Annotated in this window: 17 protein-coding genes and 1 riboswitch; of the genes, 12 read left to right on the top strand and 5 right to left on the bottom strand. The window is 37.4% G+C overall.

Features of this window, described 5'->3' with window-relative positions; genetic code table 11:
• Window positions 1-87: 87 nt before the first annotated feature.
• A complete protein-coding gene (locus tag ACFVT8_RS22850) occupies window positions 88-1,134 on the top strand; it encodes a FecCD family ABC transporter permease (protein WP_387085829.1) in 1,047 nt (348 codons plus the stop codon).
• Between the two features lie 5 nt (window positions 1,135-1,139).
• Complete coding sequence (locus ACFVT8_RS22855) at window positions 1,140-1,934, top strand: heme ABC transporter ATP-binding protein (protein ID WP_387085832.1); 795 nt, start codon at window positions 1,140-1,142, stop codon at window positions 1,932-1,934.
• 422 nt (window positions 1,935-2,356) lie between these two features.
• Here ACFVT8_RS22855 and ACFVT8_RS22860 read toward each other — a convergent pair whose 3' ends face one another.
• The 3 genes from ACFVT8_RS22860 to ACFVT8_RS22870 form a co-directional block, all read right to left on the bottom strand.
• Entirely contained in the window at window positions 2,357-2,671 is a 315-nt protein-coding gene (locus tag ACFVT8_RS22860) for a DMT family transporter (RefSeq protein WP_387085835.1), read from the bottom strand.
• Complete coding sequence (locus ACFVT8_RS22865) at window positions 2,671-3,024, bottom strand: DMT family transporter (RefSeq protein WP_387085838.1); 354 nt, start codon at window positions 3,022-3,024, stop codon at window positions 2,671-2,673. The genes ACFVT8_RS22860 and ACFVT8_RS22865 overlap by 1 nt, the downstream gene beginning before the upstream one ends.
• Window positions 3,025-3,086: 62 nt before the next feature.
• Window positions 3,087-3,665, bottom strand: coding sequence for a TetR/AcrR family transcriptional regulator (locus ACFVT8_RS22870; RefSeq protein WP_387085841.1), 579 nt, complete (start codon window positions 3,663-3,665; stop codon window positions 3,087-3,089).
• Window positions 3,666-3,810: 145 nt separating this feature from the next.
• Between ACFVT8_RS22870 and ACFVT8_RS22875 the strand changes: the two genes are divergently transcribed.
• The 4 genes from ACFVT8_RS22875 (at window position 3,811) to ACFVT8_RS22890 (ending at window position 7,760) form a co-directional block, all read left to right on the top strand.
• Window positions 3,811-3,981, top strand: coding sequence for a hypothetical protein (locus ACFVT8_RS22875; protein WP_387085844.1), 171 nt, complete (start codon window positions 3,811-3,813; stop codon window positions 3,979-3,981).
• A gap of 72 nt (window positions 3,982-4,053) precedes the next feature.
• Window positions 4,054-5,220 (top strand): endonuclease Q family protein, encoded by a 1,167-nt coding sequence (locus ACFVT8_RS22880; RefSeq protein ID WP_387085954.1) that lies wholly within the window; start codon window positions 4,054-4,056, stop codon window positions 5,218-5,220.
• A 323-nt stretch (window positions 5,221-5,543) separates the two neighbouring features.
• Window positions 5,544-7,166: an S-layer homology domain-containing protein gene (locus tag ACFVT8_RS22885; protein WP_387085847.1), complete on the top strand. Its 1,623-nt coding sequence runs from the start codon at window positions 5,544-5,546 to the stop codon at window positions 7,164-7,166.
• A gap of 210 nt (window positions 7,167-7,376) precedes the next feature.
• On the top strand, window positions 7,377-7,760 hold the full coding sequence (locus tag ACFVT8_RS22890; RefSeq protein ID WP_387085849.1) for an ion channel: 384 nt from the start codon (window positions 7,377-7,379) through the stop codon (window positions 7,758-7,760).
• Window positions 7,761-7,789: 29 nt separating this feature from the next.
• On the opposite strand, the gene ACFVT8_RS22895 is transcribed toward ACFVT8_RS22890, so the two are convergent.
• Both ACFVT8_RS22895 and ACFVT8_RS22900 read right to left on the bottom strand, forming a co-directional pair.
• A complete protein-coding gene (locus ACFVT8_RS22895) occupies window positions 7,790-8,077 on the bottom strand; it encodes a DUF2653 family protein (RefSeq protein ID WP_387085851.1) in 288 nt (95 codons plus the stop codon).
• On the bottom strand, window positions 8,065-8,541 hold the full coding sequence (locus ACFVT8_RS22900) for a hypothetical protein (RefSeq protein ID WP_387085854.1): 477 nt from the start codon (window positions 8,539-8,541) through the stop codon (window positions 8,065-8,067). The genes ACFVT8_RS22895 and ACFVT8_RS22900 overlap by 13 nt, the downstream gene beginning before the upstream one ends.
• 283 nt (window positions 8,542-8,824) lie before the next feature.
• On the opposite strand from ACFVT8_RS22900, the gene ACFVT8_RS22905 reads away from it, so the two are divergent.
• The 6 genes from ACFVT8_RS22905 to metH all read left to right on the top strand — a co-directional run bounded on the left by ACFVT8_RS22905 (window position 8,825) and on the right by metH (window position 21,034).
• A complete protein-coding gene (locus tag ACFVT8_RS22905; RefSeq protein WP_387085857.1) occupies window positions 8,825-9,838 on the top strand; it encodes a YdcF family protein in 1,014 nt (337 codons plus the stop codon).
• Between the two features lie 68 nt (window positions 9,839-9,906).
• On the top strand, window positions 9,907-11,193 hold the full coding sequence (locus ACFVT8_RS22910) for an SEL1-like repeat protein (protein WP_387085860.1): 1,287 nt from the start codon (window positions 9,907-9,909) through the stop codon (window positions 11,191-11,193).
• Window positions 11,194-11,815: 622 nt separating this feature from the next.
• Entirely contained in the window at window positions 11,816-13,105 is a 1,290-nt protein-coding gene (locus ACFVT8_RS22915) for a protoglobin domain-containing protein (protein ID WP_387085863.1), read from the top strand.
• Window positions 13,106-13,361: 256 nt separating this feature from the next.
• The gene (locus ACFVT8_RS22920; protein WP_387085866.1) at window positions 13,362-14,750 is read left to right on the top strand and encodes a protoporphyrinogen oxidase; all 1,389 of its coding nucleotides are present in this window, start codon (window positions 13,362-13,364) and stop codon (window positions 14,748-14,750) included.
• Window positions 14,751-15,219: 469 nt separating this feature from the next.
• Window positions 15,220-15,319: riboswitch (SAM riboswitch) on the top strand.
• A gap of 443 nt (window positions 15,320-15,762) precedes the next feature.
• Window positions 15,763-17,610 (top strand): bifunctional homocysteine S-methyltransferase/methylenetetrahydrofolate reductase, encoded by a 1,848-nt coding sequence (locus ACFVT8_RS22925; protein ID WP_387085869.1) that lies wholly within the window; start codon window positions 15,763-15,765, stop codon window positions 17,608-17,610.
• Complete coding sequence (metH, locus tag ACFVT8_RS22930) at window positions 17,603-21,034, top strand: methionine synthase (protein WP_387085872.1); 3,432 nt, start codon at window positions 17,603-17,605, stop codon at window positions 21,032-21,034. The genes ACFVT8_RS22925 and metH overlap by 8 nt, the downstream gene beginning before the upstream one ends.
• Window positions 21,035-21,093: the final 59 nt, after the last annotated feature.

Genomic DNA, 21,093 nt, shown 5'->3' on the forward strand with positions numbered 1-21,093 from the left:
TTCTTTTTGTCCCGAAAGTAAACGACAGCAGCAACAACAATTACGCCAAGGAAAAATTGATCTTTAATAATAGGAGTTAATAAACATATGAATAAAAAATTTATGCTACTCTCAATGACTCTTTTTCTAGTACTTATCATTTCAATGACAATTGCGATAATGGTTGGATCGGTTTCTGTTACCCCATTTTATGTATGGAAAGTGATCCTTTCTAAAATCCCAATAATACAAAATTCAATAGAAGAAGATTGGAGTCGCTCACAGGAAATTATCATTTGGCAAATACGAGCTCCGCGAGTATTACTCGCTGCTATTGTAGGAGCAGGTTTAGCAATTGCTGGAGCAGCCATTCAAGCACTTGTTCGTAATTCAATTGCAGAACCATATATTTTGGGGATTTCTTCTGGAGCGACGGTTGGTGCTACATCCGTCATCATTTTAGGTGCTTTTTCATTTTTAGGAGCTTATGCACTTTCTGTATCTGCATTTTTAGGTTCTCTTACGGCAATGGGGTTAGTTTTCTTCTTATCACGCGTTGGAGGTAGAATTTCTGTCTTTCGACTTTTACTTTCAGGGATGGCAGTGTCTTTTATTTTATCTGCTATTTCAAACTTTATTTTAATGATGTCAAAACAAGAGGGCGGAATGAAGGCGGTCATGTTTTGGATGCTAGGAAGCTTAGCTGGTGCTAAATGGGGTAATCTTTTAATCCCAACTATTATTTTTATTGTAGTATTTGCCTTGTTATGGCTCCACTATCGAAGCTTAAATTTATTACTGCTGGGGGAAGAAGCAGCAGTCACATTAGGAGTTAACTTACAACAATTTCGTATACAGCTTATTTTAGTAGTTTCATTATTAACGGGTGTGATTGTTGCTGTAAGTGGCTCAATCGGATTTGTCGGCTTAATCATTCCACATATTGTAAGGCTAATTGTAGGTTCAAACCATAAATATGTCATACCGATTAGTGCATTATTAGGGGGGATTTTCTTAGTTTGGGCAGATGCAATTGCTCGAATTTTAATTGCTCCTGAGGAAATGCCAATTGGAATTATCACGGCTTTTTGCGGTGGTCCATTTTTTATTTGGTTGCTACGTAGTAACAATTATTCATTCGGTGAAGGAGATTAAAGCATATGACATTAGAAGCGAAACAAGTATCATTCTCCATTTCTGATGCACGTATATTACATGAAGTAAGTATTCAAATAAAAGACAAGCAATTTGTTGGGCTAATTGGTCCTAATGGTAGTGGGAAGTCAACGCTATTAAAGAATATGTATCGTTTATTAAAGCCAGAAAGTGGAACAGTATTACTAAATGAACAGGATATTTTAAAGCAATCGAGTAAAAGCATTGCTCGAAATTTAGCAGTTGTGAGTCAAGAAACACCAGTTTTATTCGATTTTACAGTGCATGATTTAGTGAGTATGGGGAGAACACCTCATAAAAAACTATTGGAGCTTGATCAAGAACGAGATTTTCAAATTGTAAAAAATGCACTGAAACAAACAGGCATCGCTCATTTAGAGAAACGTAGCTTTAGCTCTCTTTCGGGTGGAGAAAAAAAGCGTGTGATGGTTGCTCGTGCTCTCGCCCAGCAAGCGCAGGTGCTTATTTTAGATGAGCCAACGAATCATCTAGATATTCAGCATCAATTACAGCTTATGGATTTAATCCAAACCTTACATTTAACAGTTGTTGCTGCAATACATGATTTAAACATTGCAGCTATGTATTGCGATCAAATTTATGTTTTACAGCAAGGTCGAATTGTTTGTTTTGGAACGCCAGAAGAAGTACTTACACCGGCATTATTACAAGATGTATTTGGTGTTTATGCCGATATACAAACACATCCACTTACAGGTAAACCGTATTTAATGTATATCCCAGAGCAATTCACGGAGCAAGCTTTAGAAACTACATGATTGATACATATTGAAATAAGTTTTTAAATAAATGCATCTAGAGGATTGTTTATCACTATAAATTATAGTGATATGCCAGAAGATGCACGCTAAGCGAAGTGGTTGATTGGAGTGGTCACTGGGCGACCCCCTGGGGATCAGCGATAGAGGAACGAAGGCTAAAAGCATCACATTCTGTGATAACGCCTTCGTGACCGTCGCTACGTTGCACTACGCTTTAGCTCAAAAAACATCTGTTGGCCCGAGACCCTGCAGCGTAGCGACAGCTACAAAGCGCCCAGTCGGAACGGAAATCACCCCCTCGTTATGCCGAAGAGCTGTACTTTATTTAATAGACACCTATAGTTATAAAATAAAGTTTCAACGAAAAAATTAATTTCAAAAGGTATATCCACAATATAAAGAAATAAAATCAAACCGAATCAAGATATTGCTTTTAAGCCTGCAACACCAATGATAATGGCGATGATACTAATAATTCGAGTCAGGTTTTTAGATTCACCGAAGAATATAATATTCACGAGAACAGCACCAACTGTACCAATACCAATCCAAACTACATAGGCGATGCTTAACTGTAAATAGTTAAAGGATGCATATAAAAGTACAAAGGACATTCCGAAGCCGCCTACATATATTAATAAATTGCGTAAAGTTTTGTTCTGACTATAAAAGCGTAAACCTATAACACCGATAATTTCTGAAATTGCAGCTAATAAAACAAGTAACCAACCCATTATGCATTAACTCCTTTCTTTTCATCATGATCTCTTGAAGGGTTATCTGCTAAATTAAGACCAATAACACCAAGTACTAAAATAAACATGAAAATGCCTTTAATAGCATTAAACTCTCCGTCAAAAATAAAAATGTCCATTAATGTAGTACCAATTGTACCGACCCCAGCAAAAGTCGCATAAACTGTGCCTGTTGGTAGATTTTCACAAGCCTTCGATAAGAAATGAAAATCCAACGCAATTAAGGACACAATAATAATCCAATGCCACCAAGAAGAGGCAACATTAAAGCCAAATATCCAAAACAATTCAAACAAACTAGTTAATCCAACATAAATCCAATCTTTTTGCATAGTTAATTTCCTTTCTATTATGACTGACATTCAGTCATTTTTAGCGTAAAAGAGAACGTCACTTAGGTGTGACGTAAACCGAGTGCGTGATGTAAAAAGTCGATCAGCTCAAGCTTTTGAAGTCTAATTGATTCTTCCTCACTGTCGTCATACAAATAAATTTGTTCAGCGGCAGATTCTACTAGACCGATAATAAGTTTTGAAGAACGTGTAGTATTTAGAGAAGTGCGTATCGTTCCTTGTTGTTGAGCTTCAAATAAGAAATTATTCATCCATTCGTAATAGGGAGCATATATATTTTCCCATTCTTTCATATGCTCAGTTTGTGTAATACCGGCATAGATAAGTGCAAATACATCTCGATATTCCTCTGTTAGGGAAAAAATTATATCTACTACTTTTTCAAGTTGCTTTGCAAAAGATTCCTGTTTTGAAATACCATCGTTAATAGCAGTAATAATTTTTTCCACCATAACTTTCGCAATGGCTGGCATAACGGAAAGTCTTGATGGGAAGTAAAGGTAAAATGTCCCTTGCGCAATACCTGCAGCTTTTACGATATCAGAAACCTTTGTCTTTTCAATTCCTTTTTCACGGAAAACTTCAATTGCAGCTTGAATAATTTTCTCTTCCTTTGACATGAAATCCCTCGCTTTTAGCCTGCTTATTTAATATGTTACAAAATAGCAGAAACAAAGTCAAAGGAAATGACTGACAGTCAGTCATTGTTTTTGTGTATATATGTTCTTATTTAGGGAACTTTATTCGTGAAAGGATTTGATGAAAATGGAAGAGATAAAGATTGCACAATTAGATCAACAACAGCTTGAAAAACTTAATGAGCTAGAAAAGAACATGGGAGTGACATTAGTGGCATATGATTCTTCAACAGTGCCATCACAGGGCTCGGGTGCTTTCGAGTCAAACAATAGTACTAATAGCAATCATCCATCATAATTAAGAATAAAATGCCTTGCAGCAATGTGAGGCTTTTTATTTTATCTAAAAAAATAATAGGGGGTTACAATGATGCAGGATTTCTATGCAGATTTACATATTCATATTGGACGTACTTCAAGTGGACGTGCTGTGAAAATTACCGGCAGTAAAACGTTAACGTTAGCAAGAATTTTAGAGACTGCCAGTACAAGAAAGGGACTTGATATTATCGGGATTATTGATTGCCATTCACCAGAAGTGCTGGATGACATGGCAGAGATGATAAAGCAGGGCGAACTGAAGGAGCTAGAACAAGGTGGGCTTCGTTTTCAAGAAACAACACTTATTCCAGGTACTGAAATTGAGATTTATGATCATCATTGCCGTGGACCAATTCATGTACTGGCCTATTTTCCAACACTTTTGCTTATGAAGGCATTTTCAAATTGGATGTCTAATCATATGAAAAATATTCATTTAAGCTCTCAGCGAATTTATTGTGATGGTCGAACATTGCAGCAAAAGGTTCATGAATTAGGTGGACTTTTTATCCCTGCTCATGTTTTTACACCATTTAAAAGTTTGTTCGGTAAAGGTGTACATCGTAGTTTAACAGAAGTATTTGACCCTCAGCTTATAGATGCAATAGAGCTTGGTTTAAGCTCTGATACGGAAATGGTGAGTAACATTAGAGAGCTGCAAGCATATACATTTGTCAGCAACTCCGATGCACATTCACTTGGTAAAATTGCACGTGAGTATCAAAAATTAAGGCTATCTGATGCAAATTTTACAGAATTTAAGATGGCGCTTCATGAGCAACAAGGGAGAGCAGTAATAGCTAATTATGGCTTAAATCCTTTGCTTGGTAAATATCATCAAACTGTCTGTGCAAAATGTGGAGAGCTGCTTGATAATTCGGCAACAATCTGTACAAACTGTCAAAGCACGCAAATTATAAAAGGTGTTGCAACACGTATTAAGGAGCTTTCAGAACAAATTACAGATAAACGGGTACGACCGCCATATATTCACCAAGTACCATTAGACTTTATCCCAGGATTAGGGCCAAAAATGATGGAACGATTAGTACAAGCATTTGGTACAGAGATGAACATCTTGCATCGAGTTACTCTAGAGCAACTCGAACAACTCGTGCCATATAAAATTGCCAAGATGATCGATTTAGCAAGAACGGGGCAATTGGCAATCGAAGTTGGTGGTGGTGGCATTTATGGGAAGATACAACTGGAATAAAAAAGGCTCATCACCAAAAGTTTTGGAGGACATTAACGTATGCCATTTATAAGTGGATCTTCGTTCCGACTAGGCGGCTCTTTGGGATCAGCGGCACAGATGAGACCCTGCTGCTATCGCTCCGCTTTCGCGCAAAAAATACTCTGCTGCTGTCGCTCCGCTTTCGCGCAAAAAACACTTTTTTCCCCGACGCCTCAAGAAAGCACCCGTCGGAAAGAAAATCAAAAAAACACTATGGATAAAATACCGATTTTTATTATTTAACCCATTCTCACCCTGTTTATATTAAACTAGTTATTAGTGAAAATTGGAGGAGTGAGTGTATGCGATTATCAAAGAAATTTCGATTTTTAGCGGCTAGCGTTCTGGCAATACAACTAGTAGTACCAATAGGTGTAAATGCTGAGGAACAAAGAGACTACATAGCGCCAAGCTGGATAGTTCAAGCAGATTATGTAGCGCTTGGCGATTCCTTGGCACTTGGTATCAATGAGGTTGGATTAATTGGGTTAGGTTATACGGATTTCGTTGCACAAACTTTACAGCAAGATGGTTTAATTACTTCTTACAATAAGGGGTTTACTTATTCAGGCTATACAACGAAAGATGTATTAGAAGATATACAAAATAATGTGGAAAAGCCAGCGGTAGGATTCGGTTATCAAAGTGAAAAGGTAAAGCTTCGCACATCTATTAAAGAGGCTGAAATTATCACTTTAACTGCCGGTGCCAATGATTTAATACCTATTTTAAAAGAGTCTCAGACAACTGGTATTAATGCAGTAGCGATGTTAAAAGCTTCTCAAGAGGCAATAAAAAATATTGCTGCTATTTTAGAAGAAATTAATAAACTTAATCCGAACGCTCAAATTTATGTGATGGGCTATTATAATTCATTTCCGTATTATAGTGAGGATTTACAGCAACAATTTATAATGCTATTAAAAGTTATGAATGCAACGATTAAAACAACAGTTGAAAAAGCGGGTGCCGTCTTTGTACCGACGTACGATATTGTATCAAAAGATGTTCCAAGCTATTTACCAAATCCCGAAAATATTCATTTAAGCGAAGCTGGCTATCTAGCAGTAGCGAACGATGGGTTTTTACCATTGATTAAAGCAAGTACGTTATGGGATGTATCTAAAACTATTCAAGCAAATATGAAAGATAGTACAACTGTAAAAATAAGCTGGCAGGAAGCGACAGATAATGTAGGTGTCAATAGTTACAATATATATGTAAATGGTAAGTTAACATTCACACAAAATGCAAAGACCACTGCGATAACTTTAGATAATTTAACAGAGAATACAGCATACACGGTAGCTGTTAAAGCGGTTGATTTAGCTGGTCATGAAAGTGTTCAAAGTCCAACAGTTACTTTTACTACAGGAAGTACTTTAAGCTTTACTGATATAGAGAGTCATTGGGCAAAGGAGTTTATTCTGAAGGCAGCTGAAGAAGGCATTATGAAAGGTTACGCAGATGGTACGTTTAGACCTGAGCAAAATATTACTCGTGCACAGGCCGCTACAATGCTTGTTAGAAGTCTAGGCTTAACAACGCAGGAACAGGCACCATTTACTGACATAGCAAGCTATGATGTTGAAACTCAGTCGGAAATTGCAGCAGCTTATGTGCATGGGCTAATTAAGGGAACGAATGGGAAGTTTAATCCGGGACTACCAGTTACTCGCGCTCAATTAGCATTAATGATTAATCGTGCTTATGAGCTTCAGCAAAAGCAACCTTATGCTGTAAAAGGAAATGCACCATTTTCTGATATCGCCTCTTACAATGAAGAAACAAGACATGCAATAACAATGTTATATGAGCTTGATATTGTTAGAGGTAACGAGGGGGAATTTTCACCCGAAGCTCCTACAAAACGTAGCCATGCAGCGAAAATATTTGAGAATTTTAACAGTTTATTAAAGAAGTAAAATAATTTAAGGTAGAGATGTAAATAGAAATCTCTACCTTTTGACGTGTACATATGTTATTTTTATTGCGATGAATATCTAGTACAATTTAAGGGTTCATCATCAAAACTTGGAAATGGAAATTATTAAACGTGTACCATGTGGATATTTTGATGAACCCATTTAGATTTGAAAATAACGCTGAAGTGAAAATTTCAAAAGGAGAATGCGATGCTATCATTTATTTTATCTGCGAAAAGATTGTTAGTAGGCATGTGGAAGTCATTCAAGCGTCCGCAGTTTCTATCTTTGTTTACAACATTATTTTTTATCATTTTTTCAGGAACTATGTTTTATAAAGGGGCGGAAGGTTGGCATTGGCTTGATGCCATGTATTTTTCAGTAGTTAGTTTAATTCCAACTGGTGTTGAGACGGGACTGTATCCAACTAGTGATTTTTCAAAGATATTTACGATGATTTATTTAATTATTGGAACAGGCGTCATGTTTATTACGCTAATAATGCTCGGTCGATCAATTGTCGACTTTTCAATTGAGGAAGAAAAGAAAGAACAAGCAAAAAACGTCTTGAAAATTAAGAAAGCAGATCAATAAATCTTTAAGATTTATTGATCTGCTATTCTTTACGATAGTTTAGCAATAATGCCTTCCTCATCGTCTAGTACGAGTTCGATGCCTGTTGAAAAAGGGTCACCATGTAGGACATCTTTAATCCATACACGTAGTGCGCCAATCATTGCTGAGGTATCGAACATCTCGATTTGACCATTAACTTCAACTTCTGCACCAAAGCCTGTATCATCATCGTATGTTAGTTCTACAAGTACATCCTCAGGGCGAATGTTTTTATAGTAGGCTTGTGATAAGCAAATTGCATTTATAATATCTTGCTCATTAATTATTTGTGCCATTGTGCTTCCTCTTTACGCTTTTTATCTTTAAACATATTAACAATTTTTACAACTAGCATTACGATCACCATGATAGCTGCAACATTAATCAATAAGCCTAAAATATTACCAAGCATACCCATACCGCTGAAAAGACTTCCGAATAATAAGCCAGCTAAGCCACCAAGCATTAAGCCTTTCATAAGGCCACCTGAGAAGAAGCCACCTTTCTTAGCTGTAGAATCCGTTTTGTTTGTAGAAGTTGTATTGTTTTTATTTGTTGTTGCATTATTTTGGTCTTTGGTTGTTTTATCCTGAGATTTTTGGAAATTTGAGTTATTGTTTTGATTATTGTTTGAGAAACCTCTTTTACCTGACTTATAGGATTTAGCTTCTGCAGTTGGTGTATCTGAGATGAATAAAGTTGCACCAACAGACGCAAACATAAGTGTCGCTGCAAAAATAGCGGCAAGGATTTTTTTCATTACTGACATTCCTCCAATATAATTTTTAGTTTTTATCATAAACTAGTTCTTAATAGTAATTTTACATGAACCATCTCGAAAAATAAAATAAACGCTTCCATCAATTCGGCAAATTTGGACAAGTAGTGTCAGAACTCATCACTGTGCATTAATTGTAACGTATGTTTCATGTATATAATTGATTGTAGTGGAGATTGGACAAACGCAAAGTCAGGACGGAAATCAATCCCACGTTATGATGATAAGCCCTAAAAATGGTATATAAAAAGAAAGGAGTGAGACGATGATTTCAACATTTTTACTATTAATTTTAATTTTTTTAATGTTATATATAACGGAAAGAAGGCGTTTTTTTAATGCAGTAGTTCTTGGTTTTTTAGGGTTGTATATTTTAAGCACAATATTTACTCACCCTTTATTTCTCCCAAATGAGCAGGGGATTATGCCGAAGATGGGTATTGTTATTATACTTGGAGGTTTCCCGAGTATGATGTTTATTTTATCGATAGCTACGTTTTTTAATAGTAAGGTTTTACTTGAAAAAGAAGGACGTAAAGTCCGTAATCTATTGTTAGCTGTTTTTGGCTTGAGCTTTTTTATCATGATGAGTTGGTATGTATTTGTGTTTTTTGCGAATATCGAACATGAAATTTGGAATATTCTTTTCTTCTATGCGTTTTTAGTTTTTGGCTATACAATGTTTATATATACAAGCATAATGGCCTATGCCACTCTATATCATTTTACGCCGATCCTTTACGAGCCTAACTATATTATTGTGCTAGGGTCAGGACTAATTGGAGATAAGGTGCCACCACTTTTAGCTAGCCGTTTAGATGAGGCAGTAAAGCAATTTCTAAAATATGGAGAACGACCTTACATTATTGTCTCAGGTGGACAGGGACATGATGAAAAGGTATCAGAAGCATATGCCATGAAAAAATATATAGTTGACGAACATCAAATACCAGGTCAAAAAGTATTAATGGAAGATCAATCGATAAATACTGAACAAAATATGGAATTTTCTAAAAAAATTATGGATAAGCATGCTCAAGGCAAAAAATATCGATCTTTATTCGTAACGAATAATTTTCATGTTTTTCGTGCAAGTATTTATGCAAAAAAGGCAAAGCTTGATGCACAAGGTGTTGGTTCGAAGACTGCCTTTTATTATGTACCTAATGCATTTACACGTGAATTTATTGGCTTATTAGAAATGTATAAATGGATACATATCACTGCCTTTTTGTTCATTACATTGTTCATTGGACTAATCTTGAGAGCATATGTGTAACCAAATTCAAACTGTCTTCCATATAATAGTGGCAAGGCGCCTTTTTTAGTGTGCAAGGGGGGAAATGAATGTATGGGCAAATTTTAGCAAAGCAAAATAAAGAGCGAATTGTATCCTTACAAAAGCTCACGCAAACACAAGATACATGGTTTGCGCAAAACATAAATTTAATAACTGTCGAACAAGTACAATTAACAACCTTGCACAAAATACTATATCAAGTTGTGCAAGGACTCTTGAAAAAGAATCAACAACGACACTTACAAATTATACATCCAGAACAGACGAAGTCAGTACAGGAGAATGTGCTAACGCTTTTAGCTGAATATGATGATTTACTGCGTGAAGCAATTCCACTCCCTATCTATATTTTCATTTGGCAAATTTCTTCACTGGAGAAGTTATCTAATTGCAATGAAGTTGTTGATGATGTACTTGATATATTGGAATGGTATTTTGTTCACCAAAATGAACAGGTTGAGGCCTTTGACGAAGAAGATCTAGATCATGAGGAAATCATCGACTTATACAAAGATGCCATCGAGGATCAGGATGCCGATGCGCAATTTCAGCTTGGAGAGTATTATAGTGTAATTGACGGCGAATATTTCCAACCAGAAAAGTCAGTAAAGTGGTTTGAGTTAGCAGCATCCCAAGGCAATGCCGATGCACAATATGCACTTGGTAATTTTTGTTTTGAAGGTATAGGTGTTCAAGAAAACTATAATAGGGCTTTTTTATTGTATGAAGCTGCCGCGAAGCAAGGGCATCCGGATGCTGCAAATAATTTAGCAGATATGTATTTTAATGGTGAAGGGGTACTAGAAAATTTGGTACTTGCGAAGAAATGGTTCGACTTCGCCGCTCAAAAAGGTGTGGCAGAGGCCATGTTTACGCTCGGAATTATTTACGAGCAGGGATTAGGAATCGACAAAGACGATGAGCAATCATTTAGCTACTATAAAAAATCTGCAGAAGCTGGCTATGTTGAGGCACAATACCGGCTTGGGGGAATTTATTTAGAGGGACACCTAGGGCGACCTAAAGATGTGAACCGTGGATTATATTGGTATGAAAGGGCTGCAGAGCAATATCATATCGATGCCTTTTATGATTTGGGCTTTATTTGGAGCCAAGGGTTAACAGGTATACGAAATATTGAAAAGGGTATTCATTGGTTTAAACAGGCTGCTCTTCAAGGTGATTTGGAGGCTAAATTACAACTAGGGCACATATACAATAAAGGGGAAGGAATAGCTAGGAATATTAAAGAGGCTATAAAATGGTATGGACTTGCGGCAAATGCAGGAAGTGAGGAAGCTGCAGATTTACTGCAAGAATTAAAAGGAATGTAAGTGTTTTTAATTAAAAAATAATAGGCATTTAGATTCGATTATAAACTATTTATATGTGAGTATTAAGTGCTTATTTCGAAACAGTATATAGGTTTATATCACTATGATTTACTGATTGTAAAAATAGTAGAATAATAAAGCGATAGTACTGCAAACTAAAACAAGGGAAAAGTAAGCATAAAAAAACAAAGATGATGTAAATTGGCTACCCAAAAGTATTGTGGTAGCTTTTTTTTTGCTTTGGACAATAAATAAGATAATAGGTACTTTTGTACATTATATGGAAAAATGTGTATATTTTAAAATTGACAGCTATTTATAAAATGTATAAGGTATATGAGGGATTTTGAAAGAGTAGTTAGTAACAGTATCTATTAAATTGAAGCCTGAAACAGAAATCAGCGTCATAAATAATGTAAGTAGATAATGATGGCTAACTAACATCCTGGGCTTATCACTAAAAGTTAGGGATGACATTATAAGTTGATTGGAGTGAAGGATGGGTGACTACTTGGGGAGTAATGTCACAGATGGAGCCTTCCTGACCTCTTATATTTTTGGTAGACGGAATTAGATTTTTCTCAGCTTTTTAAAAGTACACGGTATGAAAGAGGGGAAATGTGTGATCTTTCAAAGACAGAGAAAGACCACGGCGTTAGATTTAGAGCAATACATTGTAACAATGGATATAGCTCATCGCCATTCAATAAAAAGGCAAATTGATTTGATCAAATTGACAAAGCAGGATTTACAATATTTAAAAGCGTTTCAACCTTTTGTAGAAGGCAATATTGATAACATTGTTAATCGATTTTATGAAATGATTGGAACTGAACGTAGTCTAGTAGATATTATTAATAGACATAGTTCTGTGGAGAAGCTGAAAATTACATTACGACGTCATATTATTGAAATGTTTAATGGTACGATTGATGATGATTTTTATCAAAGACGAGTTAAAATTGCCAAGGTACACGTCCATATCGGACTTAAAACACAATGGTATATTTGTGCTTTTCAAGATTTGACGGCTTCATTTATTGACTTAGTTGAAGAACATGTTAGTCATCCTATGGATCAACTGAATACAATTCGTGCTATCTCAAAAATTTCTAATTTTGAGCAACAGTTAGTTTTAGAGGCGTTTGAGCACACAATTGAGCAACTTCATGAAAAAATGGAACGTAGGAAAGAAGCAATAGAGCAAGAAATTGTAGAGTCTTCGGAAGGTCTTGCCACAATATCTCAGGAAACGAACAATTCATTTCATCTCTTAAGTGGACAATCAGATGAGATTAAACAACTAGCGAAAAAATCACTTCAAGTTTCGACTATGGCTGAGAGTCAGGCATTAGAAGGTCGTGAACGACTAAAGAGTCAATCGCAAAATATGAGTAATATTATTTATTCGCTTGATGATATAGCGGAAAATATTGCACAGTTGACAGATATGTCGAAGGAAATGGAATCGATTATGAATGTTGTAACAAATATTGCCAACCAAACAAACTTGTTGGCTTTAAATGCGGCAATAGAAGCGGCTCGTGCTGGAGAAGCGGGTAAAGGCTTTAGTGTTGTTGCAGATGAAGTACGGAAACTGTCGATTCAAACAAAGGAATCTGTCACATCGGTAGCGACGTTACTGCATAAAACAAATGAGCGGACAGATAAACTTGTTCATTCGCTTAGTAATATTCAAGAAGAGGTAGCCTCTGGTGAGGAAAATATGGTTCAAACGGAAGGACAATTTAATAACATATTAGAAGCTATGACCGAGGCTAAAGATCAAAATGGTCGGATGGAAAAAGAAGTACAAGCAATAGTGGAAGTACTAAGTGAATTAGGTATGGCCTTTAACGAGGTGAAAAATTCAGCTGGAAAATTAGCTAGCTTTGCACAAAATTTAAATTAATGAAGAGATAAGCAAAAGGCGAAGAAAATTGTTGATTCCTATTTTTTTAGATGCTACTCACTTTAGGGCACAAATAGTACTATATCAACTGTTAATATATAGTATCCTTTAGGTAGAAACACGAATATATAGAAAGAAATGGAGCTATCCAATGCGCTGGATAGCTCCATTTTTGCTAAATTTGTAAAGGGTTTAACGTAATTTTTGATAAAAAAAGTTTATACTGAATAAAGAACTAAAAATAGGGGCGGTTAATATGAAAACAGTTGTAGTATTAGGTGGCGGAATTACGGGATTGTGCACGATGCATTATTTACAACGCCAAGTTCAGGAGAAAAACTTAGATGTAAAACTTGTGCTTGTTGAAAAAAATACATACCTTGGTGGCAAGCTTCACTCTGCATATGAACAAGGCTTCATCATGGAAACAGGAGCAGATTCCATTGTGGCGCGTCATAAAGGTGTCATAGAGTTAGTAAAGGAACTTGATTTTGAACAAAATCTTACGTACAACGAAACAGGTATTTCGTATATTTACACAAATAATGAGCTACATGCCATCCCAGCAGACTCAACGTTCGGTATTCCTATGAGCATACAATCACTTGAGGAAAGTACGCTTGTATCGGAGGAAGGTAAAAAAGAAGCATTAAAGGATTTAACAATGCCAAATGAAGAGTTTACAAAGGAAAGTTCAATTGGAGAATTTTTAACGTATTATTTAGGTGAGGAACTTGTTCAAAACCAAATAGCGCCCGTACTTGCAGGTGTATATTCTGGAGATCTAAACCAACTTTCAATTGCTTCTACTTTACCGTATTTAATCGATTATAAAAACGATTACGGTAGTATTATTAAAGGTTTCGATGCAAACAGAGAACAATTTTTGAAAGCTGCAAATAAAAAATTTATATCATTTAAAAATGGTTTATCATCACTAATAGATCGACTTGAAGAAACACTAACGGATGTAGAAATTATAAAAGGGATTGCCACTATTAGTGTTAAAAAGCAGGAGAATCAATACTCTGTTACATTAGAAAGCGGTAAAATAATTGAAGCAAATCATGTAGTAATGGCATTGCCAAATGAATCAGTACAAAGCTTGTTGAAGGATGAATCTTTGAATGGTTATTTTGAACAATTCAATACTGCATCCGCAATTACGATTTATTTAGGATTCGATATACCTGATAATAGATTACCAGCAGATGGAACAGGCTATATTGTGTCACATAATTCGGATGTTGTATGTAATGCAGCAACGTGGACAAGTCGCAAGTGGAAACACACCTCAGCAGAAGGAAAATTACTTGTGCGACTTTTTTATAAGAGCATTAACCCTGAGTATGAGCGATTGCGTATGATGACAGATGAAGAGTTAGCAACTGTTGCTCTAGAGGATGTAAGAAAAAGCTTAGGGATTGAGGAAAAACCAACTGTTGTTGACGTAACAAAATGGATCGACCAGATGCCGAAGTACGACTTGGTACATCGTGAAGCGTTGCAAGGGCTCTTACAAGAACTTGAGAAAAACTATCCAAATTTATCAATAGCGGGCTGCTCTTATTTTGGAGTAGGCATAGGTGCGTGTATTCAAAATGGTAAAAAAATTGGTGAGGAAATTTCTGGAAAACTCTCGTGATTGTTTGAATTAAATCAACCATGCTTTAGCATAATTGCCGCTATCGTGCAGATAAACAATACGTCTGAAATCGGCTTTGTGCTTACGCCTATACGATGCAGGTCAGTTAGCCGTTATCGCATGGATACGATAACGGCTAACATCCTTTTAGAACTCTTTCCCGATTTTGTGACATCCGCCCGAGGCTTTGGGCCAACAAATGTTTTCTGTGCGAAAGCGTAGTGCAACGTAGCAACAGCAACAACATGATGTTGGTCACTCAGTCGTGTGTTGTGGTTGCTGTCGCTTCGCTTACGCTACATAAAACATTTGTACCTGTCGCTACGCTTTCGGTACAAAAAGACATCTGCTGAATGAAGTTAAAATATAATATTTTTCGTAAAATTATCCTTAGTTATGTGAAATAGTCTTGACTCAATCGTTCGTAAAGGATATGATTCTTTTAATTATTTAAAAAATTCATACTAAATTCTTATCAAGAGAAGCTGAGGGACTGGCCCTATGAAGCTTCAGCAACCAACTTATTGTCAGGTGCTAAATCCAGAAGACCGTTGTGTCGAAGATGAGAAGGAAAAACAATTACGAAACGACGTAAAAGCCTTCTTTTTTTATAAAAGAAGGCTTTTTTATTTAACTTCTTTCAGCGAATGTTTTATGTAGCGAAAGCGAAGCGCCAGCTACAGAAGTCTCCCACCTATATAGGTGGTGAGATGAATGCGGATTTAAGTTGCTTTTCAGCGGGTATCCATATATCTGCTGAATAGAGGAACTCAGTCTAAGATCGCCACGTCCTGAGGCTACGACCGAGTGACCAACTTCGTGTTGGCCTAAAGCCTCCGGCGGATGTCACGTAATCGGAAAGGAGTGCTTAGAGGATGTTAGCTTAAAATCATCGCATCCATGCGATAACGGCTAACTGACCTGCATCACGCAGGCCTAAGCACAAAGCCGATTCCGGACGCAATTATGCCGAGGCATAATTGATAAAGATAAAGGAAGAGAGGCTAGTTTTATGGGATTGCTTGAAAGGTTAAAAACGCATGTTCTTACAGCAGATGGTGCAATAGGTACGGTTTTATACGGCTATGGCTTGGAGTACTGCCATGAGGAAATGAATGTACAAAGACCGGAATTAATTGAAAAGATTCATAGAGAATATATAGCAGCTGGTGCCGATATTATTCAGACGAATACTTACGGAGCTAATGCCATAAAATTAGCTCGCTATGGATTAGAATCTCGTGTACAGCAGTTTAATGAAGCCGCTATAACGATTGCAAAACGAGCAGCAGCAGATGGCGGACAATTTGTCTTAGGTACTATTGGGGGAATCCGTGGTATTCGTAAAAGTGACGCAACGTTAGAGGAAATTTTAGCAACAGTTGATGAACAGGCAACAGTTTTACTTGCAGGAAATCCAGATGGCCTTTTACTTGAAACTTATTATGATTTTGAAGAGCTAACAGCGACTTTAACAATGTTACGAGGTAAAACGAAATTACCGATTATTGCTCAAGTTTCTATGCACGAACCTGGAATTTTGCAAAATGGAATGAGTTTAAATAACGCCTTACATAAACTTGAATCGCTAGGCGCTGATATCGTAGGTGTTAACTGTCGCTTAGGTCCTCACCATACTATACAAGCATTCGAAGGAGTAGAGCTTCCTAATAAGGCATTTATGTCAGCATATCCGAACGCATCTCTCCTTGATTTGGAGGATGGCCGTGTCGTTTATGAGTCGGAGGCAGATTATTTTGGTCGAGCAGCTGTAGAGCTGCGTGATCAGGGGGTACGTTTAATTGGTGGCTGCTGTGGTACGACACCAAAGCATATTGCTGCGGCGAAAAAGTACTTAGAGGAGCTATCCCCAGTCGAGGAAAAGTATGCAAAACCAGAAAAAGTAGAGATTGTCCGTGAGGCAGAGCCAGCAAATTATGAGCCATTACATGAAAAAGTAAAACGTGAACGCTCCGTAATAGTGGAGTTAGATACACCAAGACATTTAGAAATTGAAAACTTTATTGAAGGTGCAAAAAAAATATATGAGGCTGGCGCGGATGTAGTCATGATGGCAGATAATTCACTCGCTTCTCCAAGGATTAGTAATGTCGCAATGGGTGCCTTACTGAAAGAAACGCACGGGGTACGCCCGTTGACACATATAACATGCCGAGATCGTAATTTAATTGGTCTTCAATCACATTTAATGGGATTAAATGCACTAGGGATTCATGATATTTTAGCAGTTACTGGAGATCCGACAAAGGTAGGCGATTTCCCGGGGGCTACTAGCGTTTATGACGTCTCTTCGATGGAGTTAATCCAATTAATAAAACAGTTAAATGAAGGTGTATCGTTTTCAGGGAAACCACTTCGCAAAAAGGCGAATTTCTCTGTAGCGGCTGCATTTAACCCTAATGTACGTGTACTAGATCGAGCTGTCTCTCGATTAGAAAAGAAAATTGAACATGGGGCAGATTATTTTATTTCACAGCCTGTTTATACAAAGGAAAAAATCGTGGAAATTTACGAGGCGACAAAGCATTTAGAAACACCAATTTATATAGGTATTATGCCAGTAACGAGCTATAAAAGTGCGGAGTTCTTACATCATGAAGTACCAGGTATCAAACTATCGGATGAAGCGTTAGTCCGTATGAAGGCTTGTGGTGATGATAAGGAACGCGCAACACTAGAAGGAATTGCAATTGCCAAGGAATTAGTAGAAGTAGCAGCGGAATATTTCAATGGAATTTACCTCATCACACCATTTTTACGCTACGATATGACACTAGAATTAATGAAATATATTGGGCAATTGGATGAACAGAAAAAAGGGGTAAGTATAAATGGCTAAGCATTTGATTGAAGAGCAACTAGAGAAACGAATTTTAATTCTTGATGGCGCAATGGGTACAATGCTACAAAATGAAAATTTATCGGCAGAGGATTTTGGCGGCGAGGAATATGATGGCTGTAATGAAAATCTCGTGCTAACTAGACCAGATGTGCTTGAAAAGGTTCATAGAAAATATTTAGAGGCTGGAGCAGATATTATTTGTACAAATACATTTGGAGGTACACCACTTGTATTAAATGAATATGATCTTGGTACGAAGGCAGAAGAAATCAATAAACGTGCTGTAGAAATTGCACGAAAAGCAGTAGATGAGTTTTCAACATCCGATTGGCCTCGTTTTGTAGCGGGGGCTATGGGACCAACTACGAAAACCTTGTCGGTTACAGGTGGTATTACATTTGATGAGTTAGAGGAAAACTTTTATGTTCAGGCAAAGGCATTAATCGAAGCTGGATCGGACGTCCTATTGTTAGAAACTAGTCAGGATATGCTCAATGTTAAGGCAGGGACATTGGGTGTATCTCGTGCATTTGAGGCAACTGGAAAAGTGCTACCGGTGATGATATCGGGAACAATTGAACCGATGGGAACAACATTGGCCGGCCAAACAATTGATGCTTTTTACATTTCTATCGAGCATATTAAGCCATTGTCAGTGGGCTTAAACTGTGCGACTGGACCAGAGTTTATGACTGATCATATTCGTTCACTAGCAGAGCTTTCAACAGGCTATATTAGCTGTTATCCGAATGCAGGCTTGCCTGACGAGGAAGGTTGCTATCATGAGTCACCTGAATCACTGTCACAGAAGCTAAAAGGCTTTGCAGAGAAGGGCTGGCTAAATATTGTCGGAGGTTGCTGTGGTACTACTCCAGCACATATCGAGGCTATTCGGGAGGTGCTAAAGGACGAAAAGCCTCGGCAATTACCAGATGCGACACATGGTCATGTAGTATCTGGTATAGAGCCCTTAGTGTATGACGATTCTATGCGTCCATTATTTATTGGAGAACGGACAAATGTTATCGGCTCTCGTAAGTTTAAAAATTTAATTATTGATGGGAAGTTTGAGGAAGCAGCAGAAATAGCCCGTGCCCAGGTAAAAAATGGAGCACATGTTATCGATATTTGTTTGGCAAATCCAGACCGCGATGAACTGGCGGATATGCGTGGCTTTATGCAGGAGGTTGTAAAAAAAGTAAAAGTACCTCTTGTTATTGACTCGACAGATGAAAAAGTAATTGAGGAAGCACTTAAGTTTTCTCAAGGGAAAGCCATCATTAATTCTATTAACTTAGAAGATGGAGAGGAGCGTTTTGACGCTGTTTTACCACTAGTAAAAAAATATGGAGCTTCTTTAGTTGTTGGTACAATCGATGAGCAGGGCATGGCGGTTGATCGACAACGCAAGCTAGAGATTGCTGAGCGTTCATATAAATTGTTAACAGAAAAATGGGGTATTGCACCTGAAGATATTATTTTTGACCCTTTAATGTTCCCAGTAGGTACAGGAGATGAGCAATATATTGGTTCGGCACTTGAAACGGTGGAAGGAATTCGCCTTATTAAAGAAAAAATGCCACGTACATTAACGGTGCTTGGTGTAAGTAATATTTCATTCGGATTACCACCGGTAGGTCGTGAAGTATTGAATGCCGTATATTTATATCACTGTACACAAGCTGGTTTAGATTATGCAATTGTTAATACAGAGAAGTTAGAACGTTATGCATCCATTCCTGAGGAGGAAATTAAGCTAGCGAATGATTTACTCTTTAATACAAATGATGAAACATTAGCTGTCTTCACGGATTTCTATCGTGATAAAAAGAAGGAAAAAACAGAGGCAGATATTCCGAAAACAGTAGAAGGTCGCTTAGCTTACTATATTTTAGAAGGTACGAAGGAAGGGCTTATTGAAGATCTAGATGCTGCTCGTGAAATTTTCGAAACACCGCTTGATATTATTAATGGACCTTTAATGGATGGAATGGCAGAGGTTGGCCGCTTATTTAACGATAATCAGCTGATCGTAGCAGAAGTATTACAATCAGCAGGGGTTATGAAAGCAGCAGTAGCACATTTAGAGCAATTTATGGAGAAAGATGAAGAGAGTGCTGGCAAGGGGAAAATGGTACTTGCTACTGTAAAAGGCGATGTGCATGATATTGGGAAAAACCTTGTTGATATTATTTTAAGTAATAATGGCTATAAAGTGATTGATCTGGGTATTAAAGTAACACCTGCCCAATTAATAGAAGCGATTCGCAAGGAGAAGCCAGATTTCATTGGGCTTTCAGGCTTACTTGTAAAATCAGCACAGCAAATGGTTATTACAGCTCAGGATTTCAAGGAAGCGGGTATTGACGTACCTATTTTAGTAGGGGGGGCGGCATTATCTCGTCGCTTTACTGAAACAAAAATCGCCAGCGAGTATAATGGGCCTGTCATTTATTCAAAGGATGCGATGCAAGGATTAGAGCAGGTAAATCGGTTAATGGGGACAGATACACGTGCGGATTTCTTAATTGAAATTGAGGAATCTCGCAAAAAACGCTTAGAGGCAGACGAAAAAAGAGCGGCCCGCCCTGTAATAGAAGTAACTGTAAAGCCTGCACGCACGGTAAAGGAAGCATCTGTCTTTCTTCCAGCTGATTTGCGACGCCATGTAAAGAGAGAATATGCTGTTTCGCATTTATATCCATATGTTAATATGCGGACATTACTGGGACATCACCTAGGTTTAAAGGGTCAAGTACAGCAATTACTTGATGCTGGCAATGCAAGAGCAACGGAGTTAAAAGATTTAGTCGACGATTATTTACAAAGTGACTTATTGAAACCATCAGGTATGTATCAGTTTTTCCCTGCACAAGCAGATGGGGATGATGTAGTCGTTTATGATCCAACAGATAGCAAAACAGAAATTGAACGATTTACCTTCCCGCGTCAGCAAGTTGAACCGTTTTTATGTCTTGCAGATTTCCTAAAAACAGTTGAAAGCGGTGAAATGGACTATATTGCCTTAATGGTGGTAACGGCAGGACAAGGAGTTATGGCGAAGTCTCGTCAGCTAAAAGAGGATGGGAAATTCCTTGAAAGTCATACATTACAATCTACAGCCCTTGAGCTTGCGGAAGGCTTTGCGGAACGTATGCACCAAGAAATTCGTGACCAGTGGGGCTTCCCAGATGCTACAGAATTTACGATGCGTGATCGTTTCGCGGCAAAATATCAAGGACAGCGCTTTTCATTCGGCTATCCAGCATGTCCGAACTTAGAGGATCAAGAGAAATTGTTTGGCTTATTAAAACCAGAGGACATTGGTGTGCATTTAACGGAAGGCTTTATGATGGAACCAGAAGCTTCTGTTTCAGCAATCGTCTTTGCACACCCGGATGCTCGATATTTTAATGTGTAGTGCTTGAAAAAGTAGTGAAATTTTATGTAATAGTAGCAATTATGCGTTAGGACGTGAGC

Source organism: Lysinibacillus sp. NPDC058147, assembly GCF_042884205.1.
In the GTDB taxonomy this organism is placed as follows: domain Bacteria; phylum Bacillota; class Bacilli; order Bacillales_A; family Planococcaceae; genus Lysinibacillus.